Annotated in this window: 24 protein-coding genes and 1 pseudogene; 11 read left to right on the forward strand and 14 right to left on the reverse strand. The window is 73.3% G+C overall.

The window, feature by feature from the left end; translation table 11 throughout:
• On the reverse strand, positions 1–360 hold a 360-nt coding region (locus EF903_RS07775; protein WP_312845895.1), incomplete at its 3' end, for a DapH/DapD/GlmU-related protein.
• A 158-nt stretch (positions 361–518) separates the two neighbouring features.
• Positions 519–1,028: a metallophosphoesterase gene (locus tag EF903_RS07780; protein WP_125542236.1), complete on the reverse strand. Its 510-nt coding sequence runs from the start codon at positions 1,026–1,028 to the stop codon at positions 519–521.
• A 98-nt stretch (positions 1,029–1,126) separates the two neighbouring features.
• Here EF903_RS07780 and EF903_RS07785 point away from each other — a divergent pair, with 98 nt between their 5' ends.
• The gene (locus EF903_RS07785; RefSeq protein WP_260614940.1) at positions 1,127–1,813 is read left to right on the forward strand and encodes a M15 family metallopeptidase; all 687 of its coding nucleotides are present in this window, start codon (positions 1,127–1,129) and stop codon (positions 1,811–1,813) included.
• Here the strand turns inward: EF903_RS07785 and EF903_RS07790 are convergent.
• Positions 1,810–2,379 (reverse strand): dihydrofolate reductase family protein, encoded by a 570-nt coding sequence (locus EF903_RS07790; RefSeq protein ID WP_125542238.1) that lies wholly within the window; start codon positions 2,377–2,379, stop codon positions 1,810–1,812. The genes EF903_RS07785 and EF903_RS07790 overlap by 4 nt on opposite strands.
• A gap of 83 nt (positions 2,380–2,462) precedes the next feature.
• Complete coding sequence (locus tag EF903_RS07795; protein ID WP_125542240.1) at positions 2,463–2,840, reverse strand: hypothetical protein; 378 nt, start codon at positions 2,838–2,840, stop codon at positions 2,463–2,465.
• A 564-nt stretch (positions 2,841–3,404) separates the two neighbouring features.
• On the opposite strand from EF903_RS07795, the gene EF903_RS07800 reads away from it, so the two are divergent.
• Positions 3,405–3,764 (forward strand): subtilase-type protease inhibitor, encoded by a 360-nt coding sequence (locus EF903_RS07800; RefSeq protein ID WP_125542286.1) that lies wholly within the window; start codon positions 3,405–3,407, stop codon positions 3,762–3,764.
• 54 nt (positions 3,765–3,818) lie between these two features.
• Here EF903_RS07800 and EF903_RS07805 read toward each other — a convergent pair whose 3' ends face one another.
• Positions 3,819–4,181, reverse strand: a complete 363-nt coding sequence (locus tag EF903_RS07805; protein ID WP_125542242.1) for an SH3 domain-containing protein — start codon at positions 4,179–4,181, stop codon at positions 3,819–3,821.
• A 162-nt stretch (positions 4,182–4,343) separates the two neighbouring features.
• Positions 4,344–4,718, reverse strand: coding sequence for a VOC family protein (locus EF903_RS07810; protein ID WP_125542244.1), 375 nt, complete (start codon positions 4,716–4,718; stop codon positions 4,344–4,346).
• Positions 4,719–4,841: 123 nt separating this feature from the next.
• Between EF903_RS07810 and EF903_RS07815 the strand changes: the two genes are divergently transcribed.
• From EF903_RS07815 to EF903_RS07825, 3 genes are all read left to right on the forward strand, one after another.
• Entirely contained in the window at positions 4,842–5,630 is a 789-nt protein-coding gene (locus EF903_RS07815) for a hypothetical protein (protein ID WP_125542246.1), read from the forward strand.
• 82 nt (positions 5,631–5,712) lie between these two features.
• Complete coding sequence (locus EF903_RS07820) at positions 5,713–7,245, forward strand: hypothetical protein (RefSeq protein WP_125542248.1); 1,533 nt, start codon at positions 5,713–5,715, stop codon at positions 7,243–7,245.
• A gap of 162 nt (positions 7,246–7,407) precedes the next feature.
• On the forward strand, positions 7,408–8,505 hold the full coding sequence (locus tag EF903_RS07825) for an esterase family protein (RefSeq protein ID WP_125542250.1): 1,098 nt from the start codon (positions 7,408–7,410) through the stop codon (positions 8,503–8,505).
• 18 nt (positions 8,506–8,523) lie between these two features.
• On the opposite strand, the pseudogene EF903_RS07830 reads toward EF903_RS07825, so the two are convergent.
• From EF903_RS07830 to EF903_RS07845, 4 genes and pseudogenes are all read right to left on the reverse strand, one after another.
• A pseudogene (locus EF903_RS07830) lies at positions 8,524–8,820 on the reverse strand (phosphotransferase); the annotation flags it as partial.
• Between the two features lie 65 nt (positions 8,821–8,885).
• Positions 8,886–9,191, reverse strand: coding sequence for a WhiB family transcriptional regulator (locus tag EF903_RS07835; protein ID WP_125542287.1), 306 nt, complete (start codon positions 9,189–9,191; stop codon positions 8,886–8,888).
• A gap of 237 nt (positions 9,192–9,428) precedes the next feature.
• Positions 9,429–10,721, reverse strand: a complete 1,293-nt coding sequence (locus EF903_RS07840; RefSeq protein ID WP_125542252.1) for a hypothetical protein — start codon at positions 10,719–10,721, stop codon at positions 9,429–9,431.
• A gap of 77 nt (positions 10,722–10,798) precedes the next feature.
• Complete coding sequence (locus tag EF903_RS07845) at positions 10,799–11,221, reverse strand: secondary thiamine-phosphate synthase enzyme YjbQ (protein WP_125542254.1); 423 nt, start codon at positions 11,219–11,221, stop codon at positions 10,799–10,801.
• A 141-nt stretch (positions 11,222–11,362) separates the two neighbouring features.
• Here EF903_RS07845 and EF903_RS07850 point away from each other — a divergent pair, with 141 nt between their 5' ends.
• Positions 11,363–11,935 carry a hypothetical protein gene (locus EF903_RS07850; RefSeq protein WP_185902566.1) on the forward strand — a complete coding sequence of 191 codons (573 nt, stop codon included), beginning with the start codon at positions 11,363–11,365 and terminating at the stop codon, positions 11,933–11,935.
• A gap of 22 nt (positions 11,936–11,957) precedes the next feature.
• Here the strand turns inward: EF903_RS07850 and EF903_RS07855 are convergent, their stop codons facing one another.
• Entirely contained in the window at positions 11,958–13,229 is a 1,272-nt protein-coding gene (locus EF903_RS07855) for a ricin-type beta-trefoil lectin domain protein (RefSeq protein ID WP_125542255.1), read from the reverse strand.
• A 261-nt stretch (positions 13,230–13,490) separates the two neighbouring features.
• Here EF903_RS07855 and EF903_RS07860 point away from each other — a divergent pair, with 261 nt between their 5' ends.
• Positions 13,491–13,898 carry a VOC family protein gene (locus EF903_RS07860; protein WP_125542257.1) on the forward strand — a complete coding sequence of 136 codons (408 nt, stop codon included), beginning with the start codon at positions 13,491–13,493 and terminating at the stop codon, positions 13,896–13,898.
• A gap of 117 nt (positions 13,899–14,015) precedes the next feature.
• Positions 14,016–14,216: a hypothetical protein gene (locus EF903_RS07865; RefSeq protein ID WP_125542259.1), complete on the forward strand. Its 201-nt coding sequence runs from the start codon at positions 14,016–14,018 to the stop codon at positions 14,214–14,216.
• A gap of 1,384 nt (positions 14,217–15,600) precedes the next feature.
• Here the strand turns inward: EF903_RS07865 and EF903_RS07870 are convergent.
• Positions 15,601–16,275, reverse strand: a complete 675-nt coding sequence (locus EF903_RS07870; protein WP_125542261.1) for a bifunctional 2-polyprenyl-6-hydroxyphenol methylase/3-demethylubiquinol 3-O-methyltransferase UbiG — start codon at positions 16,273–16,275, stop codon at positions 15,601–15,603.
• Positions 16,276–16,423: 148 nt separating this feature from the next.
• Positions 16,424–17,080, reverse strand: coding sequence for a hypothetical protein (locus tag EF903_RS07875; protein WP_125542263.1), 657 nt, complete (start codon positions 17,078–17,080; stop codon positions 16,424–16,426).
• Between the two features lie 241 nt (positions 17,081–17,321).
• Between EF903_RS07875 and EF903_RS07880 the strand changes: the two genes are divergently transcribed.
• Positions 17,322–17,783, forward strand: coding sequence for a calmodulin-binding protein (locus EF903_RS07880; protein ID WP_125542265.1), 462 nt, complete (start codon positions 17,322–17,324; stop codon positions 17,781–17,783).
• 3 nt (positions 17,784–17,786) lie between these two features.
• Here the strand turns inward: EF903_RS07880 and EF903_RS07885 are convergent, their stop codons facing one another.
• Positions 17,787–18,629 carry a class I SAM-dependent methyltransferase gene (locus EF903_RS07885; protein WP_260614942.1) on the reverse strand — a complete coding sequence of 281 codons (843 nt, stop codon included), beginning with the start codon at positions 18,627–18,629 and terminating at the stop codon, positions 17,787–17,789.
• 226 nt (positions 18,630–18,855) lie between these two features.
• Here EF903_RS07885 and EF903_RS07890 point away from each other — a divergent pair, with 226 nt between their 5' ends.
• Both EF903_RS07890 and nadE read left to right on the forward strand, forming a co-directional pair.
• Positions 18,856–19,311, forward strand: coding sequence for an NUDIX hydrolase (locus EF903_RS07890; RefSeq protein ID WP_125542267.1), 456 nt, complete (start codon positions 18,856–18,858; stop codon positions 19,309–19,311).
• A gap of 117 nt (positions 19,312–19,428) precedes the next feature.
• The gene (nadE, locus tag EF903_RS07895) at positions 19,429–20,259 is read left to right on the forward strand and encodes an ammonia-dependent NAD(+) synthetase (protein ID WP_125542269.1); all 831 of its coding nucleotides are present in this window, start codon (positions 19,429–19,431) and stop codon (positions 20,257–20,259) included.
• Positions 20,260–20,261 lie beyond the last annotated feature (2 nt).

Raw genomic sequence — 20,261 nt, forward strand, 5'->3', positions numbered from 1 at the left:
CCGGGCCCCCAGTGAAGCCCCCTCCTCGACCACGACCCCGGCGGCCTCCCAGTCGCCGCCCCGCTTGAGCCGCCCCTCGGGGTCCACCGCCCTGGGGTAGAAGTCGTTGGTCAGCACCGCGGCCGGGCCGATGAACACCCCGTCCCCGAGGACGGCGGGCTCGTACACCAGCGCGTGGTTCTGCAGCTTCACGTTGTCGCCGATGCGCACGCCCGGGCCGACGTAGGCTCCGCGGCCGACGACGCACCCCCGGCCGAGCCGTGCCTCCTCCCGTATCTGCGCCAGGTCCCAGACGGTGGTGCCCTCCCCGAGGTCGGCGGTCTCGTCGACCTGGGAGGAGGGCTGGATGCGGACACTCACGGGGCGGTCCCCTTACGTCGGCGTTCGGTCTCCGGACGCGCGCTGCGCCGGAGCGGCGTCGTGCCAGCGGGAGCATATGCGGGGAGGGGGCGGCGCGTCCGCGGATCGGCAAGCCCCCGCCGTACGTCTCCGCGCGCTGCGGGGCCGCGGGTCGGCGCTCACCCGTGCGTGCGCGGAGGGAGCGTGTGGAGGCGTACGCCGGTGAGCCGGGAGGCGACGACGCGGGCCGTCATGAACGTGCAGTGCGGTTGGCGCCGGCGGTCCGTGGGGGAGCCCGGGTTCAGCAGGCGGAGCCGGCCCTCGGCCGTGGAGTCCCACGGGATGTGGCTGTGGCCGAAGACCAGGACGTCCAGGTCCGGGAAGCGTTCGGCGCAGCGCCGCTCGCGGCCGTTGGCCGGCCCCGTCTCGTGGACCACGCCGAGGCGCAGGCCGCCGAGGTCCGCGTACGCCACCTCCGGGAGGCGGGCGCGCAGGCCGGGGCCGTCGTTGTTGCCGAAGACGGCGACGAGGCGGCGGGCGCGGGCCTCCAGGAGGTCGAGGGTCGCCTCGTCGACCCAGTCGCCCGCGTGGACGACGACGTCCGCACGGGGCACCAGGTCGAGCAGCCGCGGGGGGAGGGCCTTGGCCCGTACGGGGAGGTGGGTGTCGGACATCAGCAGCAGGTCCACCCGTCCGACGGTAGCCGGGCGGGGGCGCCGGCGCCCGCCCCTGGCCCGTGTGGCCCTCGCGGCGTGCGGGGGAGTCGGGGTGTGCCTACGGTGAACGCGTGCGACCCATACCCATGGCCGTCACCGCGGCCCTCGCGTTCGGTGCCGTCCTCGCGGCATCCGCGCCGCCGGCCGCGACGCCCGCCCTGCCGCCCGTGCGTGCCGCACGGGCGGCCGCGCCCTCGCTGGCCGCCGAAGTGATGCCCGTCCCCGCCGAGGCGCTCGGCGCCACCTACCGCGAGGGCTGCCCCGTGGGCCCGGAGCGGCTGCGGCTGATCCGGATGAACCACTGGGGCTTCGACGGCAAGGTCCACCGCGGCGCGCTCGTCGTGCACGAGGACGCCGTCGGGCCGCTGCTCGGCGCCTTCGGCAAGGTGTTCGCGGCGCGGTTCCCGATCCGCCGCATGCAGCCGGCCTCGGCGTACGGCGGCGACGACGGCAGATCCATGGCCGACGACAACACCTCGGCGTTCAACTGCCGTCCCGTGACGGGCGATCCGGGCCGGAGATCCCAACACGCCTACGGGGACGCCGTCGACATCAACCCCGTCGAGAACCCGTACGTGGACCGCAGCGGCACCGTCCACCCGGCCGCGGGCCGCGCCAACCTGCGCCGCGACCGGTCCGTCCCCGGCATGATCCGGCCGGGGGACGCGGTGTCCCGCGCGTTCGGGGAGATCGGCTGGGCCTGGGGCGGCCGCTGGCCCAACCCGGACTACCAGCACTTCTCGGCCACGGGCGGCTAGGGTGCGCGGCGTGCCACGCGGTAGGCCAGGTAGACGACGCCCGAGGGGAAGGTGCGGGTCTCCGCCGGCGTGAGGTCCACTCGCTGCTCGGCCCGCGGGAAGAACGGAATGCCGCCGCCCACGAGGACCGGGTACACCATGGCCCGGTACTCGTCGATCAGGTCCGAGGCGGCCGCCTGGGCGGCGAGCGTCGCACCGCCGATCGCGATCTCCCCGCTTCCCGGTTCCGCCCTCAGGCGTTCGATCTCCTCGGCGGGGCTGCCCGCGGCCAGGCGGGCACGGCCCTGGACGTCGGTGAGTGTCGTGGAGAACACGACCTTCGGCAGCGGGTTCCAGAGCGACACCCACTCGCGTTCCGCCTCGCCGAGCGACGAGGCGTCGACGGTCTCCCAGTAGAGCATCGTCTCGTACAGGCGGCGGCCCAGCAGGTGGACGTCCACCCCCCTGATCTCGTCGATCCAGAAGCGGAAGACGTCCGCGTGCGGGGGCGTCCAGTCGAAGCGGCCGTCCGGCCCGACGATGTAGCCGTCCAGCGAGACGTTCATCGAGTACGTCACCTTGCGCATCGGCAGCCCTCCTCGGGAACCCTTCGACAGTACGGCCGACCGGCGGCGGAAGGGGGAGAACCGCCGGGGCGTCCGCCTCCTCGTCAGACGAGGTTGTCCCACCAGGGGGCCTTGATGCCGCGGCGGCGCCTGTGGTGGCCGCGGCGGCCCGCCACCGCGGCCAGCGCGGACCACACGGCCGCGCCGCAGATCAGCGGCGTGACGCTGCCGTTCGCCGCGCCCGCCACCATGGCCGCCGTGCCGGCGAGCGAGAGGAGGGCGGTCCACGTCGCCCGGTGCAGCAGCACCAGGGCCAGGGCGAAGCCCAGCCCCGTGAACGTCACCGTGATGAACGGCACGGCGGCCCAGACCGCGTGCGCCCGTCCCAGGACGAACACCCCGGCGGCCGCTGCCCATCCGTAGAGCATGAGAGCGAGCGTGATCCGGACCAGCCGCTGCCCGTCCACGGCGTGTCCGCCCATGTCGCGAAGCGGAGTTGTCCGTGTCCGGCGTACGCGTGTTCCCTTTGGCATGCGGGCAGCATAGGCGGCGGCAGCGCCCCCGGGGTGCACCGGTCCGCCGCGGGCGCGTGGGGCCGCCGCGCGCCGCGCACCTTCTGCCGCGACCGCCCCGCTTCGCCGGTTGGGACGCGCGCGGCGGGGCACGGGAGCGTAGGGATCCGGTCAAGCTGAATGGCCGTTCGATGAAGCCCGGGTGGCTGTCGTCCGGCCTGGTGCCTCGGAAGTGCACGTCAGCGGATCGCTCACCGTCCGTTGGCGGGCGGGCACGGAACGCCATCGGGTCGCCGGACGGGGCGTGAGCTGGGCGAACACCCCTTCGGATATCCGGTATCCGAACGCAGTGTCCGTAAATCGGCGATCGATGTGCGGTCGCCCTTCACACCCGACAGACTCGCCGGTGTCAGAGAGCGATATCGCAAGAAAGTATCGCGCTCAACCTTCGAATCGAAAGCGAGTCCTGTCGTGCGTCACCGCTTCGCTGCCGTATCCGCCGCTGCCCTCCTGTGCCTGGCCGGCGCCACGGGCATGGCGGAGGCACAGCCCGCAAGCCTGTACGCCCCGTCCGCCCTGGTCTTCTCCGTCGCCAAGGGGGACGACGCCAACAGCACCGTCGTCCGGGCGACCACCCTCAGCTGCGCCCCGAGCGCCCAGGGCACCCACCCCGACCCCGAGGCCGCCTGTGAGGCGCTGAAGTCGACCGACGGCACCTTCGACCGCCTGCTCGCCGCCCCGGACCCGAACCGCGCGTGCCCCATGCACTACGACCCGGTCACGGTCACCGCTGACGGCGTCTGGCAGGGCAGCCGCGTCTCCTGGAAGCACACCTTCGGCAACTCCTGCTCCATGGCCGCGAACCTGAACGGCAACGCCGTCTTCGCGTTCTGATCCACACCCCCCCGCATCCCCGGCCGCCACGGCGCGGCGGCCGGGAACCGCCGGTCAACAGGCCCGTACGGGCTGCAGGTCGTGCACGTAGCGGGCGGACACCCAGCCGTTCACCCCGTGGAGCCGGTACCAGACCGGATTGCCCTCCACCCAGCCGCCGCGCTGCTGGCACACCAGGTACACCACCTGCTCATGGCGCAGCGTCTTGACGACGTCCGAATACACCGTGGGCTTCGCCCGCACGCGGACGCCGGACCGGGAGACGACCACGCCCTTCGGGTACGCGGCCCGCACGGCGGCCGACCGCTGCGGCGCCGGGCCCTCCTGTCCGTTCGCGACGGCCCCCGCCGTCCAACCGCCCGTCCCGGCCGCCACGCCCGCCACCACCGCGGACACCGCCACCGCACGCCTGACCATCGGCCTCAACCGCCTCAACCGCCTCACCCGCTCGCCTCGTTCCGCCAGGGACGCGGCCGCCGCTGCGGCGCCCGCAGCCCCGACTATCCGGCCGCCCGCAGCCCCCGTGCCGGGGACACGCCAGGATGCGGCCGTACGGGTGAGCGCACGCGGGGAGCGGGGTCAGGGCGGCGTCAGGACCGACAGGACGTTGCCCGCGGGGTCCTTGAACCAGGCGATGGCCGGTCCCCCGGCGTCCCGGACGATGCCCTTCCCGTCGTGCTCGAACTCCTCGTAGCGCTCGAAGACGACGCCGCGGGCGGCCAGCGCGTCGACCGCCTTGTCGATGTCCGGCACCGGGAAGTTCAGCACGGTGAACGTGGCCGGCTCGTGGCCCTCCTTCGGGTACACGAGGACCTCACCGCCCCCGCCGAGGTGCAGGGTGAGCATCTCGTCGTCTCCCGAGACGCGCAGTCCGAGCGTCGAGGCGTAGAACTCCCGGACGTCGGCGATCCGCCGCACCGAGAAGCCGCTGAACGCCTTGCTGTCCGCCAGCATGGCGCATCCCTTCCTTCCGGCTGGGTGTCCGGCCGCGGCGAGCGGCCTCGCCTCCCATGCTCCTCCCGTGGTGCGGGCCGCGCACGAGTGGCTCGGCGGGCCGAACGGGCCCACCCTGGAAGGGTGAGCACCGAGGGGCGCACCACGGCAACCTCGGCCCTGCGCGGGCTCCTGGAGAGCCCCGTCGTCGGCATGGCGCCGTGGATCATCTTCTCCCTGCTGGTCGGGCCCGGCCGGTTCGAGGTCGCGGTCGCCACCGCACTGGCCGCCGCCGTGGCCCTCGTCCTCCTCGGCCGCCTCGCCCGCCCGGGCAGTTCCTGGAAGCTCCTCGAACTCGCCGACGTCGTCTTCTTCGCCGGCATGGCGATTGTCGGAGCCCTGGCCGGCCCCGACACCCTCCGCTGGCTGGAGACGTACGCCGGCGAGGTGGCGAACATCGCCCTCGCGCTCATCGCCTTCGGCTCGATGGCCGTCCGCGTGCCCTTCACCCTCCAGTACGCGCGCGAGCAGGTCGACCCCTCGATCTGGCACACCCCCGGCTTCCTGCGCACCAACTACGTCATCACGGGGGCGTGGGGGCTCGCCTTCCTGGTCGCCGCCCTCGCCGGAGCCTTCGGGGACCTCGTCCTCCACAACCCGGACAACATCTGGACCGGCTGGATCATCCAGATCATCGCCATCGTCGCCGCCCTGAAGTTCACCGCCTGGTACCCCGACGTCGCGCGCGCCCGCGCCCGCCGGGACGCCGGACTGCCCGGCCCCGACCCGCCCTCCACGGCGAGCTTCCTGCTGCCGCTCGCGGCGCTCCTCGTCCCCCTCGGCATCGCCGTGCTCATCCTCGACGACCCGTGGTGGATCGGCGCTGCCCTGATCATCGCCGGCTCCCTGCTGACGAAGGTCCTGCGCGACTGACCGCCCCGTCGTCCGCCCGTCCTGACAAACGCCGGTCCCCGGGTCCACACTGGGGTCCACACCGGCTTGGGGGAGGGCACGGATGGACCGGATCCTGCGCATCGGCATACCCGCGGCAGCCGCGGTCCTCGTGCTCCTCTCCCCCTGGTACGCCCCGTACTACAGCACGATCGCCCTGTGGGAGCTGCGCAAGGCCCTCTCCTGGCTGGCCGTGCCCGTACTGGCCGGGGCACTGGCACTGCTCGTCGGCCTCGTCGGCATGCTGCGCCGGGGCCGCGCGGATCGCCGCGGCGGGAGCGGCGCGGCCAGGGTCCTCGGCTGCCTCGGCGCCGTCGCGGGGATCGCCCTCACCTTCGCCTGGATGGTCTACGGCGCCTACCTCCAGGACCGCGCCTACATGGCCGCCACCCGCGTCGTGACCGGGCCGGTGCCGGAGCTGGCGGCCCGCGCCCCGTACGTCGTCGGCAAGGCGCAGGCCGCCCCGCACCTGGGGGACGTCACCGGCGAGATCGCCGACATCAGCTACCTGCCCGACTCCGACCGGTTCGCCACCCTCGTCGAGCGGCGCGGCTGGCTCGCCGGATACGAGGTCGGCCTGGTGCAGGACGTACCGCTCGGCGGCACCAGCCGATCCCAGCAGCGCTGCCGGTTCGACGTGGAGGCGGCCGACGCGCGGATCGGCGGCTGGTTCCACCACAACCTCGGCCGCAAGATCGCCGCACAGAAGCGCTGGGTCCGCTTCGACGCGGACGACGCGTACGTCGTCTGCAACGGCGACCGGCCCGTCGTGGCCGTCCCCCTCAAACGCCAGACCGGGCTCCTCGTCGTCACCGAACGCCCCGCCGGCCTCGCCCTGTACGACGGCCACACCGGCCGGCTCACCGTCACCGCCGACACGCAGGCGGTGCCGGGCCCCTCCTATCCGCTGAGCCTCGCCGCCCGGCAACGCGAGGCGACCGCCGCAGTCGGAGGCTTCACCGACTGGTGGTTCGAGCGCAGCGGCTGGGACGCCTCCGAGGACGGGGCCAACGCAGGAAACGAATCCGAGTTCGCCCTGCGCCACCGCGACGGCAGCGGCAGCAGCTCGTACGTGACCCCGCTCACACCTCAGGGCGAGGCCAGTTCCGTCGTGGCCGTCTCCGCGGTGCCGACCCGGCACCGCGGCGGCGGGCTCGCCCCGCTGACGGTGCACCGGCTCGACCCGACCTGGTCCTCGCCCGCCGCGATCGTCGCGCTCGTCAAGGCGGAGTACCGGGACGTCTGCTGCTACAACGACGACCGGGTGTTCGAGGTGGTGCCCACCGGCGGCACCACCTGGACCGCGACCGTCGGCAGCGAGCAGAACATCCGCTACCGCGTGGAGGGCCGCGGCCAGGTCGGCGGACGCGAGGCCACCTGCCTGAAGAGCGCCGACGGCACGCTCATCCGCTGTGCGCACGCCGCCCCGGGCTCCCCCGAGGAGCAGGAGCTCGCCCGCCGCGAGGAGGGCAAGCGCAAGGAGCAGGGAGCCGGGCCGCCCGACCTCGGCGACCTGACCGCGTACACCCCCGGGCAACTGGCCGAACTGCACCGCCGCATCAGCGAGGAGGTCACCCGCCGCCTCAAGGGCGGCTGACCGGCCGCGCGGCCCTGGCCGCGCCACGCCCGCCCCGGATTTCCCGGCCCCGGAGGGAACGCCGGGCCGCGTTCCACCCTCTTGACCGGTGCACATCGGGCGACGGTGTGCCCCGGACCGCGCGGCGGAGCCGGGCGGCACGGCAGAGGGTGATCCCGGTCCATGGGTCTGACGAGTGACACGTTGCTGGCGTGCGTGGTGCTGGCCACGCTCCTGCTGGGCGCGGTGACGGTGTGGCAGTGGCCGCGCCTCGGGGGGCGCGGCCCGGGGCGGGTGATCGCGCGGATCGGCATCCTCCTCCTCGCCCAGGTGTGCGTACTCGCCTCGGTCGGTCTCGTATCGAACCGGACCTTCCTGTTCTACGACTCCTGGTCCGACCTCGTCGGCGCCAAGCAGCAGGTGGCGGCCTCCCCCGGCGGAGCCGCCGTACAGGTCCTCGGCCGCAAGGCGCCGGCGGTCCCCGGCGGCGCGGACCCCCGCGTGGGCGGTGTGATCGAGAAGGTGGTCGTCCACGGCGAGCGCTCCCGCACGGCGGCCCCCGCGTACGTGTACCTGCCGCCGGAGTACTTCGCGAAGGGCGCCGAGCAGCGCAGGTTCCCGGCGGCCGTCGTCCTGACGGGCTTCCCCGGCATGGCCGAGAACCTCATGAAGAAGCTCGAGTACCCCCAGACGGCGTGGAAGCTCGCGAAGCAGAAGAAGGCGCAGCCCATGGTGCTGGTCATGATGCGGCCCACCATCGCCGCCGCGAACACCCAGTGCGTCGACGTCCCCGGCGGCCCGCAGAGCGAGACCTTCTACGGCACCGACCTCGTCAAGGCGGTGGCGGCCACCTACCGCGTCGGCACCTCGGCCCGCAACTGGGGCGTCATCGGCAACTCGACCGGCGGCTACTGCGCCCTGAAGATGGCCGTCCAGCACCCCGAGTCCTTCTCCGTCGGCGTCGGCCTGTCCGCGGAGTACCGGCCGGAGATCGACCGCGAGTCCGGCGACCTCTTCCAGGGGAACAAGGACGAGGAGAAGCGGTCCGACCTCCTGTGGCACCTCGACAACCGGCCCCAGGGCGCCTCGTCGTTCCTGGTGACCTCGTCGCTGACGGGCGAGCCCAATTACAAGGAGACGACCGAGTTCGTCGCGAAGGTCAAGGCGCCCGCCCGGGTCTCGTCCATCATCCTCGACAGCGGCGGCCACAACTTCAAGACGTGGCGCCGGGAGGTGCCCCCGGCCCTCGCCTGGATGAGCGGACGGCTCACCGCGGACTGAGCCCCCCTCCCGGCAGCCTTACGCGGCGCCCGAGCCGAACCACGCCTCGGCGAGCGCCGGCAGCGTCCGCAGGGCGGGTACGCCCAGCTCCCGCATGTACCAGGGGAGGTTGCTGTACACGTGCAGCAGCGTGTAGGCGAGCAGCACCTCCGGCTCGAAGGCGTGCCCGTACGCGGCGGACAGCCGGGCCAGCAGCTTCGGATCGCCGCGGGTGACGAACACGCCGACGCCGACGAAGTCGTAGGCCCGGTCTCCGATCATGGCGGGCTCGAAGTCGAACAGCCCGGTCAGGCGCCACCCGTCGGGATCGACCATCACCGGTGCGGGGGCGGGCTCGTGCGGGAGCCTGCCGCAGAACAGCCGGCCCGGCGGTGGAGCGGTCAGCCGGCCTGCCGCACCACAGCGGGGCGCGTCTGCCGGTGGTGCTCCTCCCGGGCGGCCTCCAACAGCCGCCGCCACGACGTCACCAGCGGCCTCCGCTTCAACAGGGCCCGCCGCTCCCGCTCGGTCATCCCGCCCCAGATGCCGTGGTCGATCCGCTGGTCGAGCGCGAAGGCCAGGCACTCCGTACGGACATGGCAGCTCCCGCACACCGACTTGGCCTTGTTCTGGGCCGCGCCCTGCACGAAGAGCTCGTCGGGGTCGGCGGTCCTGCACACCGCGCCTTCTGTCCAGTCCTCGTGCATGACCACCCTGTGCCGTCCTCTCCCGTTCCCGGCCTGCTCCCACGCCGCCGCCCCGCACCGCGGGAGCGACGACCGGGGCCCGACCGTAGGGGAACGCCACGCCACCGACCAGACGGGTCAACCCGTTCGCCACCCCTTCGGGTGAGACCGCTTGCCGCCCCGAACAGGTTGGGGTAAAGCGGATCCGACGCACCGTCAGTCCTCCGCCCGCAAAGGGACCGACGGCGACGGCCGCCCCTACGCGGGCACGGCCGGGAACACCACCACCGAGCCGTCCTTGTGGCGGGCGATGTCGATCGTCACGTCCCTGGCACGGCTGTCGAGCGAGACGCCGGCGCCCAACTTGTGCAGCCGGTGCGCCGCGTTCATGAGGCGGTCGACCTCCGCCGTCGTGAACACGGGCCGGAACCCGTTCGGGCGTGCCAGCTCCAGCCCCGACAGGCGCACCAGGACACCGGCGATGCCCGACTCCAGCTCGTCGAGGCGCTGCTGGTCGCGCTTGAGCGCCCGCGTGAAGCTCTCGAACGGATTGTCGGGGTTGCCCTGGGCATGTTCTACGGCCTGAAGGACGACCACCCGCCGCTTCAGCGCGACGGCCAGGGATGCCAGTTCGAGGTGGGCGCGGAACGTGCCGCCGTGGTCGTCGACGCCGGGGAACGATTTGGTCAGCGTGGCGAGTTCGACGGCCTCGCCCTCGGGCAGCCCGTCGAGCGCGCTCTGCCACCGGGCAAGCCGGCGGTCGGCCCTGCCCAGTGCCGTGTTGATGGCGTGAACGGCGGAGTCGAGTCCCAGGGAGAAGCCGATGCTGCCCTGGTCGAGCAGGATGGCAGTGGCCTTGTCGATCGCGTCGCGGCAGCCGTCGAGTTCGCTGTGCTCGTCGTCCAGCTTCCCCTCGTGAAGTTGCTCCAGCAGCTCCGTGATGTGCTCGATCGCCCGCTGACGCTTCTGGTCGGCGTGCGCGCTCACGCCCACCGCCACAGCCATGAGCACGAGCGGAGCCGCCACGGCCAGCGCCGCTCCGCCGGCCGCCGCGGCACCCACGCCGCCGACCGTGCCCGCCGCGGCTGCTCCGCCGACCGGCAGGAACCGCGCGTGGGCGGCGATCCTGCCCGTCGAGTCCACGAGGGCACTGTGGACGCCGCCGCCCTGCGCAGCCATCGACCGAATGCAGCCCTGCCCGAACCCGGCCGCGACCTTGGCCGGCACCACCATGCGGTACAGGCCCTCGCCGGAAGCGGTTGCCCGGGCCACCGTGAGCGAACTCCGCGCGGACTGACTGACGAACTCCGACAGGTGCTGCGCCAGAGGACTGGCGACATCGAGCGCAATGCCACGGCTGCGATCGACCCGCTCGGGCGGCGGATGAGCCTCCAGCGTGACGATCGGCTCGTCCGCCAGAACGGCCAGTACGCCCCGCAGCTCACCCAGGCGCTCGGCCGTCATCGCTTCGCCCGCGGGCAGCCCCGGCGTGCGCACTGCGGCGGTCGCCAACGTCCACACGGGCACAGTCGTCTTACGGTCGTCGGACATCGTCCCCCCTCGCTCTCGGGCAGGAGCCTACGCCGTCGCGGCGGCGGGCCGCCGTCGTTGTCCGACTGTTCCTCGATTCAGCCGAGGAACGAAAGGCGCACCTGGCGCTGGGGGTTGTCCTTGTTGGTGTCGACCAGGCAGACCGACTGCCAGGTTCCGAGTTCCAGGCGGCCCGCCACGACCGGCAGGGTGGCGTGGGGCGGGACGAAGGCCGGGAGGACGTGGTCGCGGCCGTGGCCGGGGGAGCCGTGGCGGTGGCGCCAGCGGTCGTCGGCGGGGAGGAGGGTGCGGAGGGCTTCGAGGAGGTCGTCGTCGCTGCCGGCGCCCGTCTCGATCACGGCGATGCCGGCGGTGGCGTGCGGGACGAAGACGTTCAGGAGGCCGTCGCGGCCGGCTGCGGCTTCGGAGAGGAAGCGCTCGCAGTGGCGGGTCAGGTCGGTGACGGTCTCGGTGCGCCCGGTGGCGAGGTCGAGGACACGGGTCGTGAATCGTTCGGACATGGGCACCATCGTCGCCCATGGCGCGGGTGCCGGGCCGTCCCGCGTGCGACGCGTCCGCCGAGTGGGCGATCATGGTCGGGGGTGCCGGGCGCGCAGTGGCCGGGCGGCCCGTCCGTCCCTTCGGCTTCGAGGAAGACCGCCATGCACGATCCGTCCCTGCCGTTCTCCGACGCGGAGCCGCCGTTCAACGGCGACAGTACGGCCGGCCCCTCCGGGCCCGTCGCGGACGAGCGCTTCGGGCCCGTCGACGTCCTCCTCGACGCCGGCCGGGGCACGGTCGTCGTGGCCGGCGGGGCGCTGCCCGAGGTACGGCTGGTCCGCGGTGACGGTGCCAAGCCGAACCGGTACGCGCCGATCGGCACCCGCGACGGCGCCCGCCTCACCCTCACCGTGGACGGCGGTCCGGCCGGCATCCGCCCCGCCCGGGCCTGGATCCCCCGCCGCTCCTACCGCGTCGACGTCCGAGCCGACGCAGGCCGCTACCGCCTGGTGCCCTGTTCGGCGGCGGCCAGCAGGTTCCTGCGGGACGGCCGCCGCCTCGGGGAGTTCACCTCCCGCGGCGACGGGTCCGTCGCCGCGGACTGGCTGCCCGGCGCCGACCCGCAGCCCCAGGACGCCGCCGTCGGCTACGCCCTCGCCGCCGCGTTCGGCACGGGAGGCAGGTCGCTCGGCGACCTGCTCGTCGACGTCGTCGACGCCCTGCTACCGGGCTGAGCCGCAGCGGCGGGGGACCGGGCTACTTCGGAGCCTTCCAGAGCTGGCCCTTGCCGGTGTTCGCCGTGTACAGCTGGACGACGGTGCCGTTCGCGGTCGCGCCGCCCTTCACGTCGAGCACCTTGCCCGACGCGACGTGCACGATCTGGCCCTTGGCGTTCACCGACCAGCGCTGCGCGGCGGAGCCGTTGCAGTCCCACAGCTGGATCTTGTTGCCGTTGGCGGTGCCGTTGCGCGAATCGTCCAGGCACTTGCCGAGGGCCCGGAAGGTCCCGTCCTTGCCGAGGATCCAGGACTGTGCGACCGATCCGTTGCAGGTGTAGAGCTGGATCTGCGTACCGTTGGCCGCCTTGCCGCCCTTGACGTCGAGGCACTTCCCGGCGATGCCGGAGACCTTCCCCTGCGGGGACAGCACGGCGCCGGCGCCCGCGGCGAGCCTGCGGAAGCCCTGGACGTCGAACTGCTGGACGTACGTCCCGGCCCGCTTGTCCTGGTACGCGTACGCGGGCGAGCACATGACGGGGAACTGGCCGGAGTCGGTGCCCTTGACGCAGTCGCTCCTCTCCATGCTGCGGTTCGCGTGCGTCAGGCCCAGGGTGTGGCCGATCTCGTGGCTGATGTGGTTGCGCATGTACGTCTCGCCCATGGCGGCGGTCGGCTTGCCCTGCGGGGTGAAGAACTCGCTGTCGATGTACGCGTGCCCGCTGGTCACCGTCTCGGGCACCGAGGAGCTGGTGAAACCGCAGCTGAGGTTGGCCATGCCGGAGCCGTCGCGGACGACCTTCCAGCCGGTGTTGCCCATGATGTCGCCGTCCGGCGGCAGGCAGGGGCGGTGCAGGACGCCCAGGATCACCTCGCCCTTGGGGCGGGAGTACTCCCAGCCCACCGGCTTGGTGTCGACCGTGACCGGCAGGTTCGTGATCCGCTGGAGGTCCGCCGCGGTGGCCTTGACGTACGGGCCCAGCCAGTCCGCGGACTTCTGGTCGTAGAACTTGATCGTGTAGCCGGTCGCCAGCCACTTCGTCGCCCCGCTCAGCTTCCACCCTTCGCCCTGCGGAGCGGCGGCCGCCGCCGCCCGGGCGGCCGCACCCGCGGCTGCCTTCGCCGAGCCGCCCGCTCCGGCGGGCGCCGCGGTGTCGGCGTCGAGATGCATGACGCCGTCGCGGAAGGCGGTGTGGTCGGTGCGCGACGGGGCGGTGTCCGCCGCATGCGCGTCGGGCGCCGGCAGCGGCGCCGACTGCGCGGCCTGCGGGCCGTCGCCGCCGTCCTCCGTGCCGAAGGCACTGGAGGACATGATTCCTCCTGCAATGGCCGCCACGGCACACGCGCCGACCACTGATATCCGATATCCGGCCTTGAATCCCAAGTCCCCGTTGCCTCTCATCGTGTTTGCTCCCGTGCGGGCGTGAACGCGCCCACGGGAGTCGAGAATCGAACAGATGATAGGGGAGGGGTGTGAGTCGGCCGCACGCCAGGGGGAGTTGACGGAGCATCGGCCCCCGCGTGCCCTACCCTCGCACCGACAGCCGCACCCCACCTCCTTGGAGCAGGCAGGATGGCCGCGACACCCCAGAAGATCACCACGTTCCTGATGTTCGAGGGCCGGGCGGAGGAGGCGATGACCTTCTACACCTCGCTCTTCGACGATGCCGAGGTGCTCGACATCACCCGCTACGGTCCCGGCGAGCCCGGTCCGGAGGGCACCGTGCAGCACGCCACGTTCTCCCTCGCCGGCCAACAGCTCATGTGCATCGACAGCCCCGCCAAGCACGACTTCGGTTTCACCCCGGCGATCTCCCTCTTCGTCCAGTGCGACAACGAGGCCGAACTGGACCGCCTGTACGAGGCCCTCCTGGAGGGCGGCGCGGCACTGATGCCGCTGGGCTCGTACGGCTTCAGCCCCAAGTTCGGCTGGGTCAGCGACCGCTTCGGCGTCTCCTGGCAGCTGAACCTTCCCGCGTAGCGGGAGCTGCGCCATTCGGATGGGACTCGCCGCGACGCGGACGGACACCGCGACAGCGGACACGCGCGTCCCTACCGTCGGGGGCTGTCCCTGCTCCCCGCCGAAAGGTGCACCCGCATGCGACCCGTCAGCTCCGCCCTCGCCGCCCTGGCCGCCGGCGCCCTCGTCCTCACCGCCACGGGCGCGGCGAACGCCGACGTGACCGTGACCCTCCCGGAGGCCGTGTCCCACACCGTCGTCTTCGGCGACTGGCTGCAGATCGCCGGCGACGACGTCTTCAACGCCGGACACGACAACATCGTCGGCTCCAACAACTGACCTGGTCGGGCTGGTCCGCGCCGCGGGTGGGCAGGGTCGGCGGGGAGGCGGCGGAAGCTGCGGTGGGGCGGGAGCCGGCCGGTCGGGGTCGGATGGTGCTGGGGGTGTCCCGGCAGCCCATTGTCCTTCCGGTGCGGGCCGTCCTGTAAAGGGCGCTCCTTCGTCGCGTCGCTGCGCGATGGCCCTTGCGGGCCACCCTTGACAGGACGACCCACCCCGGAATGCCAACAAGCTGCCGGGAAGCCCCCAGGGGAATGGCCTGGGGGGAGGGTGAGGCATGAGGGGTCATCAGGGAGCTTTCTCTCCCGCCCCGGCAGGCCGCGTCCAGCCCCACCGGCATCAGCAGACCCGTCGGCGGGGCCGTGTCGGCTCTGGTGTCGCCAAACGATGTCCAGAGCGTCATCCGGAGACATAAGCGCCCCAGACCGCTACGTGGGCAATCTCGGCTCAGCGACTTGCCGCCGTCTGGGGCCGAGAAGCCGACAGAAGCGCCCAGGCCACCCCCGGCCGCTCCCTGTTCGGCGACCGGCCCCCGTCCGGCGCGGCGCAACGCCTCGGATCGTGCGCCGCCCCGCTACGCGGCTGACCCCCGTCCTGGGCCGCGCAGCGCCCCAGCTCGCTCCCTGCCCGTGCATGTTCGGTGGCCGGCCGCCGTCTGGGCAGCGCCCCAAGTCGTTGCCTACCTCGGTCCTTCGGCGGCCAGCGGGCCGTCCCGGGCCGCAAAGCGGTCCGATTCGCTGCGCGCTGCCGCCTTTTCAGCGGCATGGGGCCGTCGTGGGGCGCGCAGCGCCCCAGCCCACTTCCCGCTCCTTATATATCGGCCTCCGGCGCCAGGAGTACGACATCCGCCCCACCAGCCCCCGTCATCTGACATTCCGGCGGTCAGTCGCCAAGCCGACGGCGCCCCTGTAGCGACCTCACGCGCCACGCCAGCCCCGGACGGCCGACGGCCGCCAAAAGAGCCGGGCCGCGTAGCGATCTGGGGCGCTTCTGTCGCTGGATGACGCTCTGGACATCGTTTGGCGACACCAGAGGCCACGCGGCTGCCGCCGAGGGGTCTGCTGATGCCGGTGGGGCTGGATGCGGCCTGCCGGGGCGGGAGAAAAAGCTCTCTGATGACCTCTGACGCCTCCTCGTCCCTCCAGGCCATTCCCCTGGGGGCTTCCCGGCAGCTTGTTGGCATTCCGGGGCGGGACGTCCTGTCAAGGGTGGCCCGCAAGGGCCATCGCGCAGCGACGCGACCGCAGGGAGCGCCCTTTACAGGACGGCCCGCACCGGAAGGACAATGGGCTGCCGGGACACCCCCAGCACCATCCGACCCCGAGTCCTCGGCTCCCGCCAATCCCGGCTCCTGCCGTCGCCTCTCCACCCCACCGGCTTCCCCTCACTCGCCCTCGGACGGCCGACGGGCGTAGCAGAACAGGTGTTCTTCCGGGGTTGCCAGTTCGCCGTCGGGGAGGAACAGGGAGACGGAGTGGTGCAGTACCTCCAGGCCGCAGTCCTCGCGCAGGAGGCGCAGGTAGGTGTCGGTCGAGCAGCTCGACACCCGCACGCGCCGCCCCATCCACTCGATCTCGGCGTCCTCCACGTCGGCCGGCACGGTGGCCGACACCAGGTAGCCGCCCGGCACCAGCCAGTCGGCCATCCGCCGCAATGCGGCCGTTGCTTCCGCCCGGCTCATCATCAGCAGCGGGAAGAAGGCGCAGACGGCGTCGAAGCCGCCTTCCGGGGCGAAGTCGCGGACGTCGCACTGCTCGAAGCGGGCCTTGGGGACCCGGGCGCGGGCCAGTTCGACCATGACGCGTGACACGTCGATGCCGGTCACCTCGAACCCGGCGTCGGCGAGCCGTTCGGCGACAGGGCGGCCCGTGCCGCTGCCGACGTCCAGGACGCGGGCGCCCGGCGCCAGTCGCGCGGCCAGCCATTCGACGGCGTCCGACTGTGCGGGCAGCCTGCCGAACGCCTCCTCGTATGCGATCCCCAGCCCGTCGAACAACTCTGCGGCCGACACCGGCTGCCCGGCATCCGCCGCACCGGCCGGATCTCCGTCTGCTCCCACTCCGCTTCCCACTCCGCTTCCCACTCCGTTTCCCACTCCGCGTCCCTTCGCCTGTGCCGGGCCGCCTGCGGCCCGCGGCCGCGGACCACCCGCAGGCCACGGCAGACCTACCCCGGCGGCCCCCTGCGCTACCGCCTGGGCACCGGCCTCAGCGGCGGGGCTGCCACCCTCGGGGCATGAGGCCGGCGCGCCGGGCGAGGGCGTCCTCCTCGGCCGAGCCGCGGGCGCCGCCCGGCTTGGAGCGCGTCACGTACCGGAACGGCAGCCCGCCCGGCAGTGCGAGCATGCCGCCGAAGCGGGTGTCGCCCGCGAACCACACCTCCTTCGGCGGGCCGGCCGGCTGCGGCACCGCCGGCCCGTCCCAGCCGTCCTCGGGCGGCGGGAAGGAGCAGTGGCTCTGCCCGTCCGGCCGCAGCAGGACCACGCGGCCGTCCGTGCCCCACCGCCGACCGCCCGACCGCCGCCCCTCGGCGGCGACGACGCGCACGTCCTGCGCCGCACACGGCCACACCTGCCAGCCGTAGCAGGCCATGGCCAGCCGCTCCCTGCGCCGCGCCCGGCGCCACAGGAGCATGAGCCCCAGCGTCACGGCGAGGGCGGGCAGGAGGACGGCGGCAGCGCCCAGGGCCGCTGCGGATCCGGGCCCGGCGGCCGCGGTCACCGCGGCGAGGAGAGCGGCTTCGCCGGCCGCAGCCGAGGCGCCCCAGCGCAGGCCGCGCTCGCGCCGGCGCAGGACTTCCTCGACGCCTGGCGTGTCCAGGGCGGCCCCCGGGAGCACCGGGTATCCGTACGCGCGGGCTGACATGGGCGGCTCCAAGGGGTCGGGAGTGCAGGTCGGGGAGTGAGGATACGGGCGGCGGGGCCGCCGGAACCGCGGAGCGTGGCCCTCCGGGCAGGGGCGTGGCGGCACTTCCGGTCCTTTGGGGCAGTTTCACGGCACAAGTGACCATTGGGGCTGGTGGGTTGATTACGTTGCGGTTTCGAAGGCCGAAAGGCTCAAAGGCCGAAAGGCCCCACACAACCCACCACCTACGGAGGTAACGGTCATGCGACGAATCCTCACCCGCGCCGGAAGTGTCGCGGCAGTCTCGATGCTGGCGCTGGCGCTGGGCCAGCCCGCCCAGGCCGCCCAGCCCGCCGAAGGCGACACGGTGTCCGCGACGGCGCGCGCCACCTACTTCGAGTTCACCGACGGCACGGACACGTTCGTCATCAAGCTCACGGACGCCGCCAAGATCCGCCAGGCCCGGGACATCCTCAGCGGCGTCGACACCGAGCACCGCGGCGTCATGGGCACCGTCGTCAAGGCGCCCGCCTCGTACAACAAGCCGTGGACCTACCATCTCGATCCGAACTCGGTGCAGTTCTTCGGCATGGCGATGGAGGTCTGCGACGCGAGCATCGCCTACGTGGACGAGCACCTCGACGAGGTGGGCGGGGCGCTCCTGCCGCGTTCCACCTGGTGCCCCTGGCAGTCGAAGCTGACGCGCGAGCTGCCCAGGCCGTAGCGGTCAGGCGCGGGGGCGCTCGGCGGTGACGACGTAGTAGTCGAGCAGCCCCCGCTCCCAGGCGTGCAGGAAGTTCCGCGGCCAGGTGCCCGGCTCCCACTGGGCGGACAGCCAGTGGTCCCAGCCGGGCCACACGGCCGGGCCGATGGACTCCGCCCGCGCGCCCCCCAACCCCGCCCGGGTGAGGGCGTCCGTCAGGTCCGCGGGCTGCCGGGCGATGTCCAGCCCGTCGGCGAAGGTCGTCAGCAGTGCCGCCAGCGGCTCCGGGGCGGCCGGGTCTGCGGCGAAGAAGCTCGCGACGGCGAGCCGCCCGCCCGGCCGCAGCACCCTGGCCGCCTCCGCCGCGAACGCCTCCAGGTCGTCGAAGTGCTGGGCGGCTTCCACGCTGTAGACACGGTCGAACTCGGCCTCCCCGAAGGGCATCCGCTCGGCTGCTCCGCGCACCAGCCGGAACCGGCCCGGCCCGGCCGACGCCAGGGTGCGGGTGTTGGCCCGGCGGGCCCGTTCCAGCTGCTGGGGGTGGATGTCCATGCCGGTGATCCGTGCCGGGGCGTACTCCTCCAGGGCCAGCGCGCAGCCCACCCCGAGGCCGCAGCCCACCTCCAGCACCTCGCCGCCCTCCACGGGGCCGACGGTGTCCAGCACGTGCCGGTACAGGTCCTGCTGGCTGCGGATCCGGTCGGCGACCGTCAGGGGGCGGCCCAGGTCGCCCGGCTGCCAGTAGCCGAAGTTGATGAAGCCGCCGGCGAAGACGGGAACCGCGCTGAGGTCCGCGGGGCCGTACGTCTCCCGGACGGCCGGCCGCATCCCGTCGGTCCGTCCGCGAGGGCGTTCGCGTTCCGTCATGTGCCACCTCCGTGCCCCAGTGTGACCGGACGGCGACGCCCTGTCGATGGGCGCCGCTCCCGCCCGCCGTCCGCCCGGTGCCCGTCGTGTCGGCGGCACCGGGCCCGGCCCACCGGGTTCCGCCCGCGGCCGCGTTGTTACGGTGGGCGCCGACCCGCCGACCCGCCGACCCGCCGACCCGCCGGCCGGAAGCGGCCGCCCCGCCCCGCAGTGACAGGAGCACCGCATGACCGCGTCCGCGCGCCGCAGCACGGCCACCGCATCGGCCGCAGCCGTCGTCACGGACGGGCACGGCCGGGTGCTCGTCGTCAATCCGGTGTACAAGGAGCGGTGGAACCTGCCGGGCGGCCATCTCGACGAGGGCGAACTCCCCAGGGCGGCGCTGCGCCGCGAGCTGCGCGAGGAGATCGGCCTGGACCTGGAGGTCGGCGGCCTGCTGGTGACCGCGTGGCTGGCGCGGCCGGAGGGCGCACACGTCTTCCACGTCTTCGAGGGCCCGCAGCTGACCCGTGAGCAGCAGCAGCGGATCACGCTCCAGGAGTCGGAGATCGGCGAGGTCCGCTTCTGCCGGCCCGAGGACATCACCGCGGACATGGTTCCGCCGCACGTGCTGCCGGTGTGGCGGGCGGCGCTGGCCGCACGGGAGCAGGGGCGGCCGGCCTACCTCGAACTGTCCCCGTAGCCGGCGGCTCCCGCCGGGTCGGCCTCGGCGACGGCCGCGCGGCCGTTTCGGTTAGGGTCGGTCCGGAAACAGCGAACCGCCCCCGCGTACCCACGCGCACGACCCCGAGGAGCAGCCGTGAGCGAGCCGGCGTCCACCGCCCTGCAGCAGGAGATCGCCCGGGACCTCCAGGTCACCGACTCCTTCGACGCGGAGCGCGAGATCGAGCGCCGTGTGGCCTTCCTCGCCGGGAAGCTCACCGCGAGCGGCCTGCGCTCCCTCGTCCTCGGCATCAGCGGGGGCGTGGACTCCACCACCGCGGGCCGGCTGTGCCAGCTCGCCGTGGAGCGGGCCCGCGCCGCCGGGCACGAGGCGTCCTTCTACGCGATGCGCCTGCCGTACGGCGTCCAGGCCGACGAGAAGGACGCGCAGCTGGCGCTGTCGTTCATCCGCCCCGACCACGTCCTGACCGTCGACGTGAAGCCCGCCAGCGACGCGGCGCTCGCGGCCGCGGTCGCGGCGGGGGTCGTCTTCCGCGACGCCCACCACCAGGACTTCGTCCAGGGCAACATCAAGGCCCGCCAGCGCATGATCGCCCAGTACGCGGTCGCCGGCGCGCACGACGGCCTCGTCGTCGGAACCGACCACGCGGCCGAGGCCGTCTCCGGGTTCTTCACCAAGTTCGGCGACGGCGCCGCCGACCTGGTGCCGCTGACCGGACTGACCAAGCGCCGCGTGCGCGCCGTGGCCGACGCGCTCGGCGCCCCGGCCGAGCTCGTGTGGAAGGTGCCGACCGCCGACCTGGAGACCCTCGACCCGGGCAAGGCGGACGAGGACGCGCTGGGCGTCACGTACGACGAGATCGACGACTTCCTGGAGGGCAAGCCGGTCGGCGAGCAGGCCTTCGACATCATTGCCCGCCGCTACCGGGCCACCGAGCACAAGCGGCAGCTGCCCATCGCCCCCTGAGG

It is taken from the genome of Streptomyces sp. WAC05292, from assembly GCF_003949955.1.
Taxonomy (GTDB): domain Bacteria; phylum Actinomycetota; class Actinomycetes; order Streptomycetales; family Streptomycetaceae; genus Streptomyces; species Streptomyces globosus.

What these genes read in the sequence shown, in the direction of transcription:
- EF903_RS07790 (WP_125542238.1), bottom strand. Translation starts at nt 2,379, where the DNA reads ATGCGCAAGGTGACGTACTCGATGAACGTCTCGCTGGACGGCTACATC.
- EF903_RS07795 (WP_125542240.1), bottom strand. Translation starts at nt 2,840, where the DNA reads ATGGGCGGACACGCCGTGGACGGGCAGCGGCTGGTCCGGATCACGCTC.
- EF903_RS07800 (WP_125542286.1), top strand. Translation starts at nt 3,405, where the DNA reads ATGGCGGAGGCACAGCCCGCAAGCCTGTACGCCCCGTCCGCCCTGGTC.
- EF903_RS07805 (WP_125542242.1), bottom strand. Translation starts at nt 4,181, where the DNA reads ATGGTCAGGCGTGCGGTGGCGGTGTCCGCGGTGGTGGCGGGCGTGGCG.
- EF903_RS07810 (WP_125542244.1), bottom strand. Translation starts at nt 4,718, where the DNA reads ATGCTGGCGGACAGCAAGGCGTTCAGCGGCTTCTCGGTGCGGCGGATC.
- EF903_RS07820 (WP_125542248.1), top strand. Translation starts at nt 5,713, where the DNA reads ATGGACCGGATCCTGCGCATCGGCATACCCGCGGCAGCCGCGGTCCTC.
- EF903_RS07825 (WP_125542250.1), top strand. Translation starts at nt 7,408, where the DNA reads ATGGGTCTGACGAGTGACACGTTGCTGGCGTGCGTGGTGCTGGCCACG.
- EF903_RS07835 (WP_125542287.1), bottom strand. Translation starts at nt 9,191, where the DNA reads ATGCACGAGGACTGGACAGAAGGCGCGGTGTGCAGGACCGCCGACCCC.
- EF903_RS07840 (WP_125542252.1), bottom strand. Translation starts at nt 10,721, where the DNA reads ATGTCCGACGACCGTAAGACGACTGTGCCCGTGTGGACGTTGGCGACC.
- EF903_RS07845 (WP_125542254.1), bottom strand. Translation starts at nt 11,221, where the DNA reads ATGTCCGAACGATTCACGACCCGTGTCCTCGACCTCGCCACCGGGCGC.
- EF903_RS07850 (WP_185902566.1), top strand. Translation starts at nt 11,363, where the DNA reads ATGCACGATCCGTCCCTGCCGTTCTCCGACGCGGAGCCGCCGTTCAAC.
- EF903_RS07855 (WP_125542255.1), bottom strand. Translation starts at nt 13,229, where the DNA reads ATGTCCTCCAGTGCCTTCGGCACGGAGGACGGCGGCGACGGCCCGCAG.
- EF903_RS07860 (WP_125542257.1), top strand. Translation starts at nt 13,491, where the DNA reads ATGGCCGCGACACCCCAGAAGATCACCACGTTCCTGATGTTCGAGGGC.
- EF903_RS07865 (WP_125542259.1), top strand. Translation starts at nt 14,016, where the DNA reads ATGCGACCCGTCAGCTCCGCCCTCGCCGCCCTGGCCGCCGGCGCCCTC.
- EF903_RS07875 (WP_125542263.1), bottom strand. Translation starts at nt 17,080, where the DNA reads ATGTCAGCCCGCGCGTACGGATACCCGGTGCTCCCGGGGGCCGCCCTG.
- EF903_RS07880 (WP_125542265.1), top strand. Translation starts at nt 17,322, where the DNA reads ATGCGACGAATCCTCACCCGCGCCGGAAGTGTCGCGGCAGTCTCGATG.
- EF903_RS07885 (WP_260614942.1), bottom strand. Translation starts at nt 18,629, where the DNA reads ATGACGGAACGCGAACGCCCTCGCGGACGGACCGACGGGATGCGGCCG.
- EF903_RS07890 (WP_125542267.1), top strand. Translation starts at nt 18,856, where the DNA reads ATGACCGCGTCCGCGCGCCGCAGCACGGCCACCGCATCGGCCGCAGCC.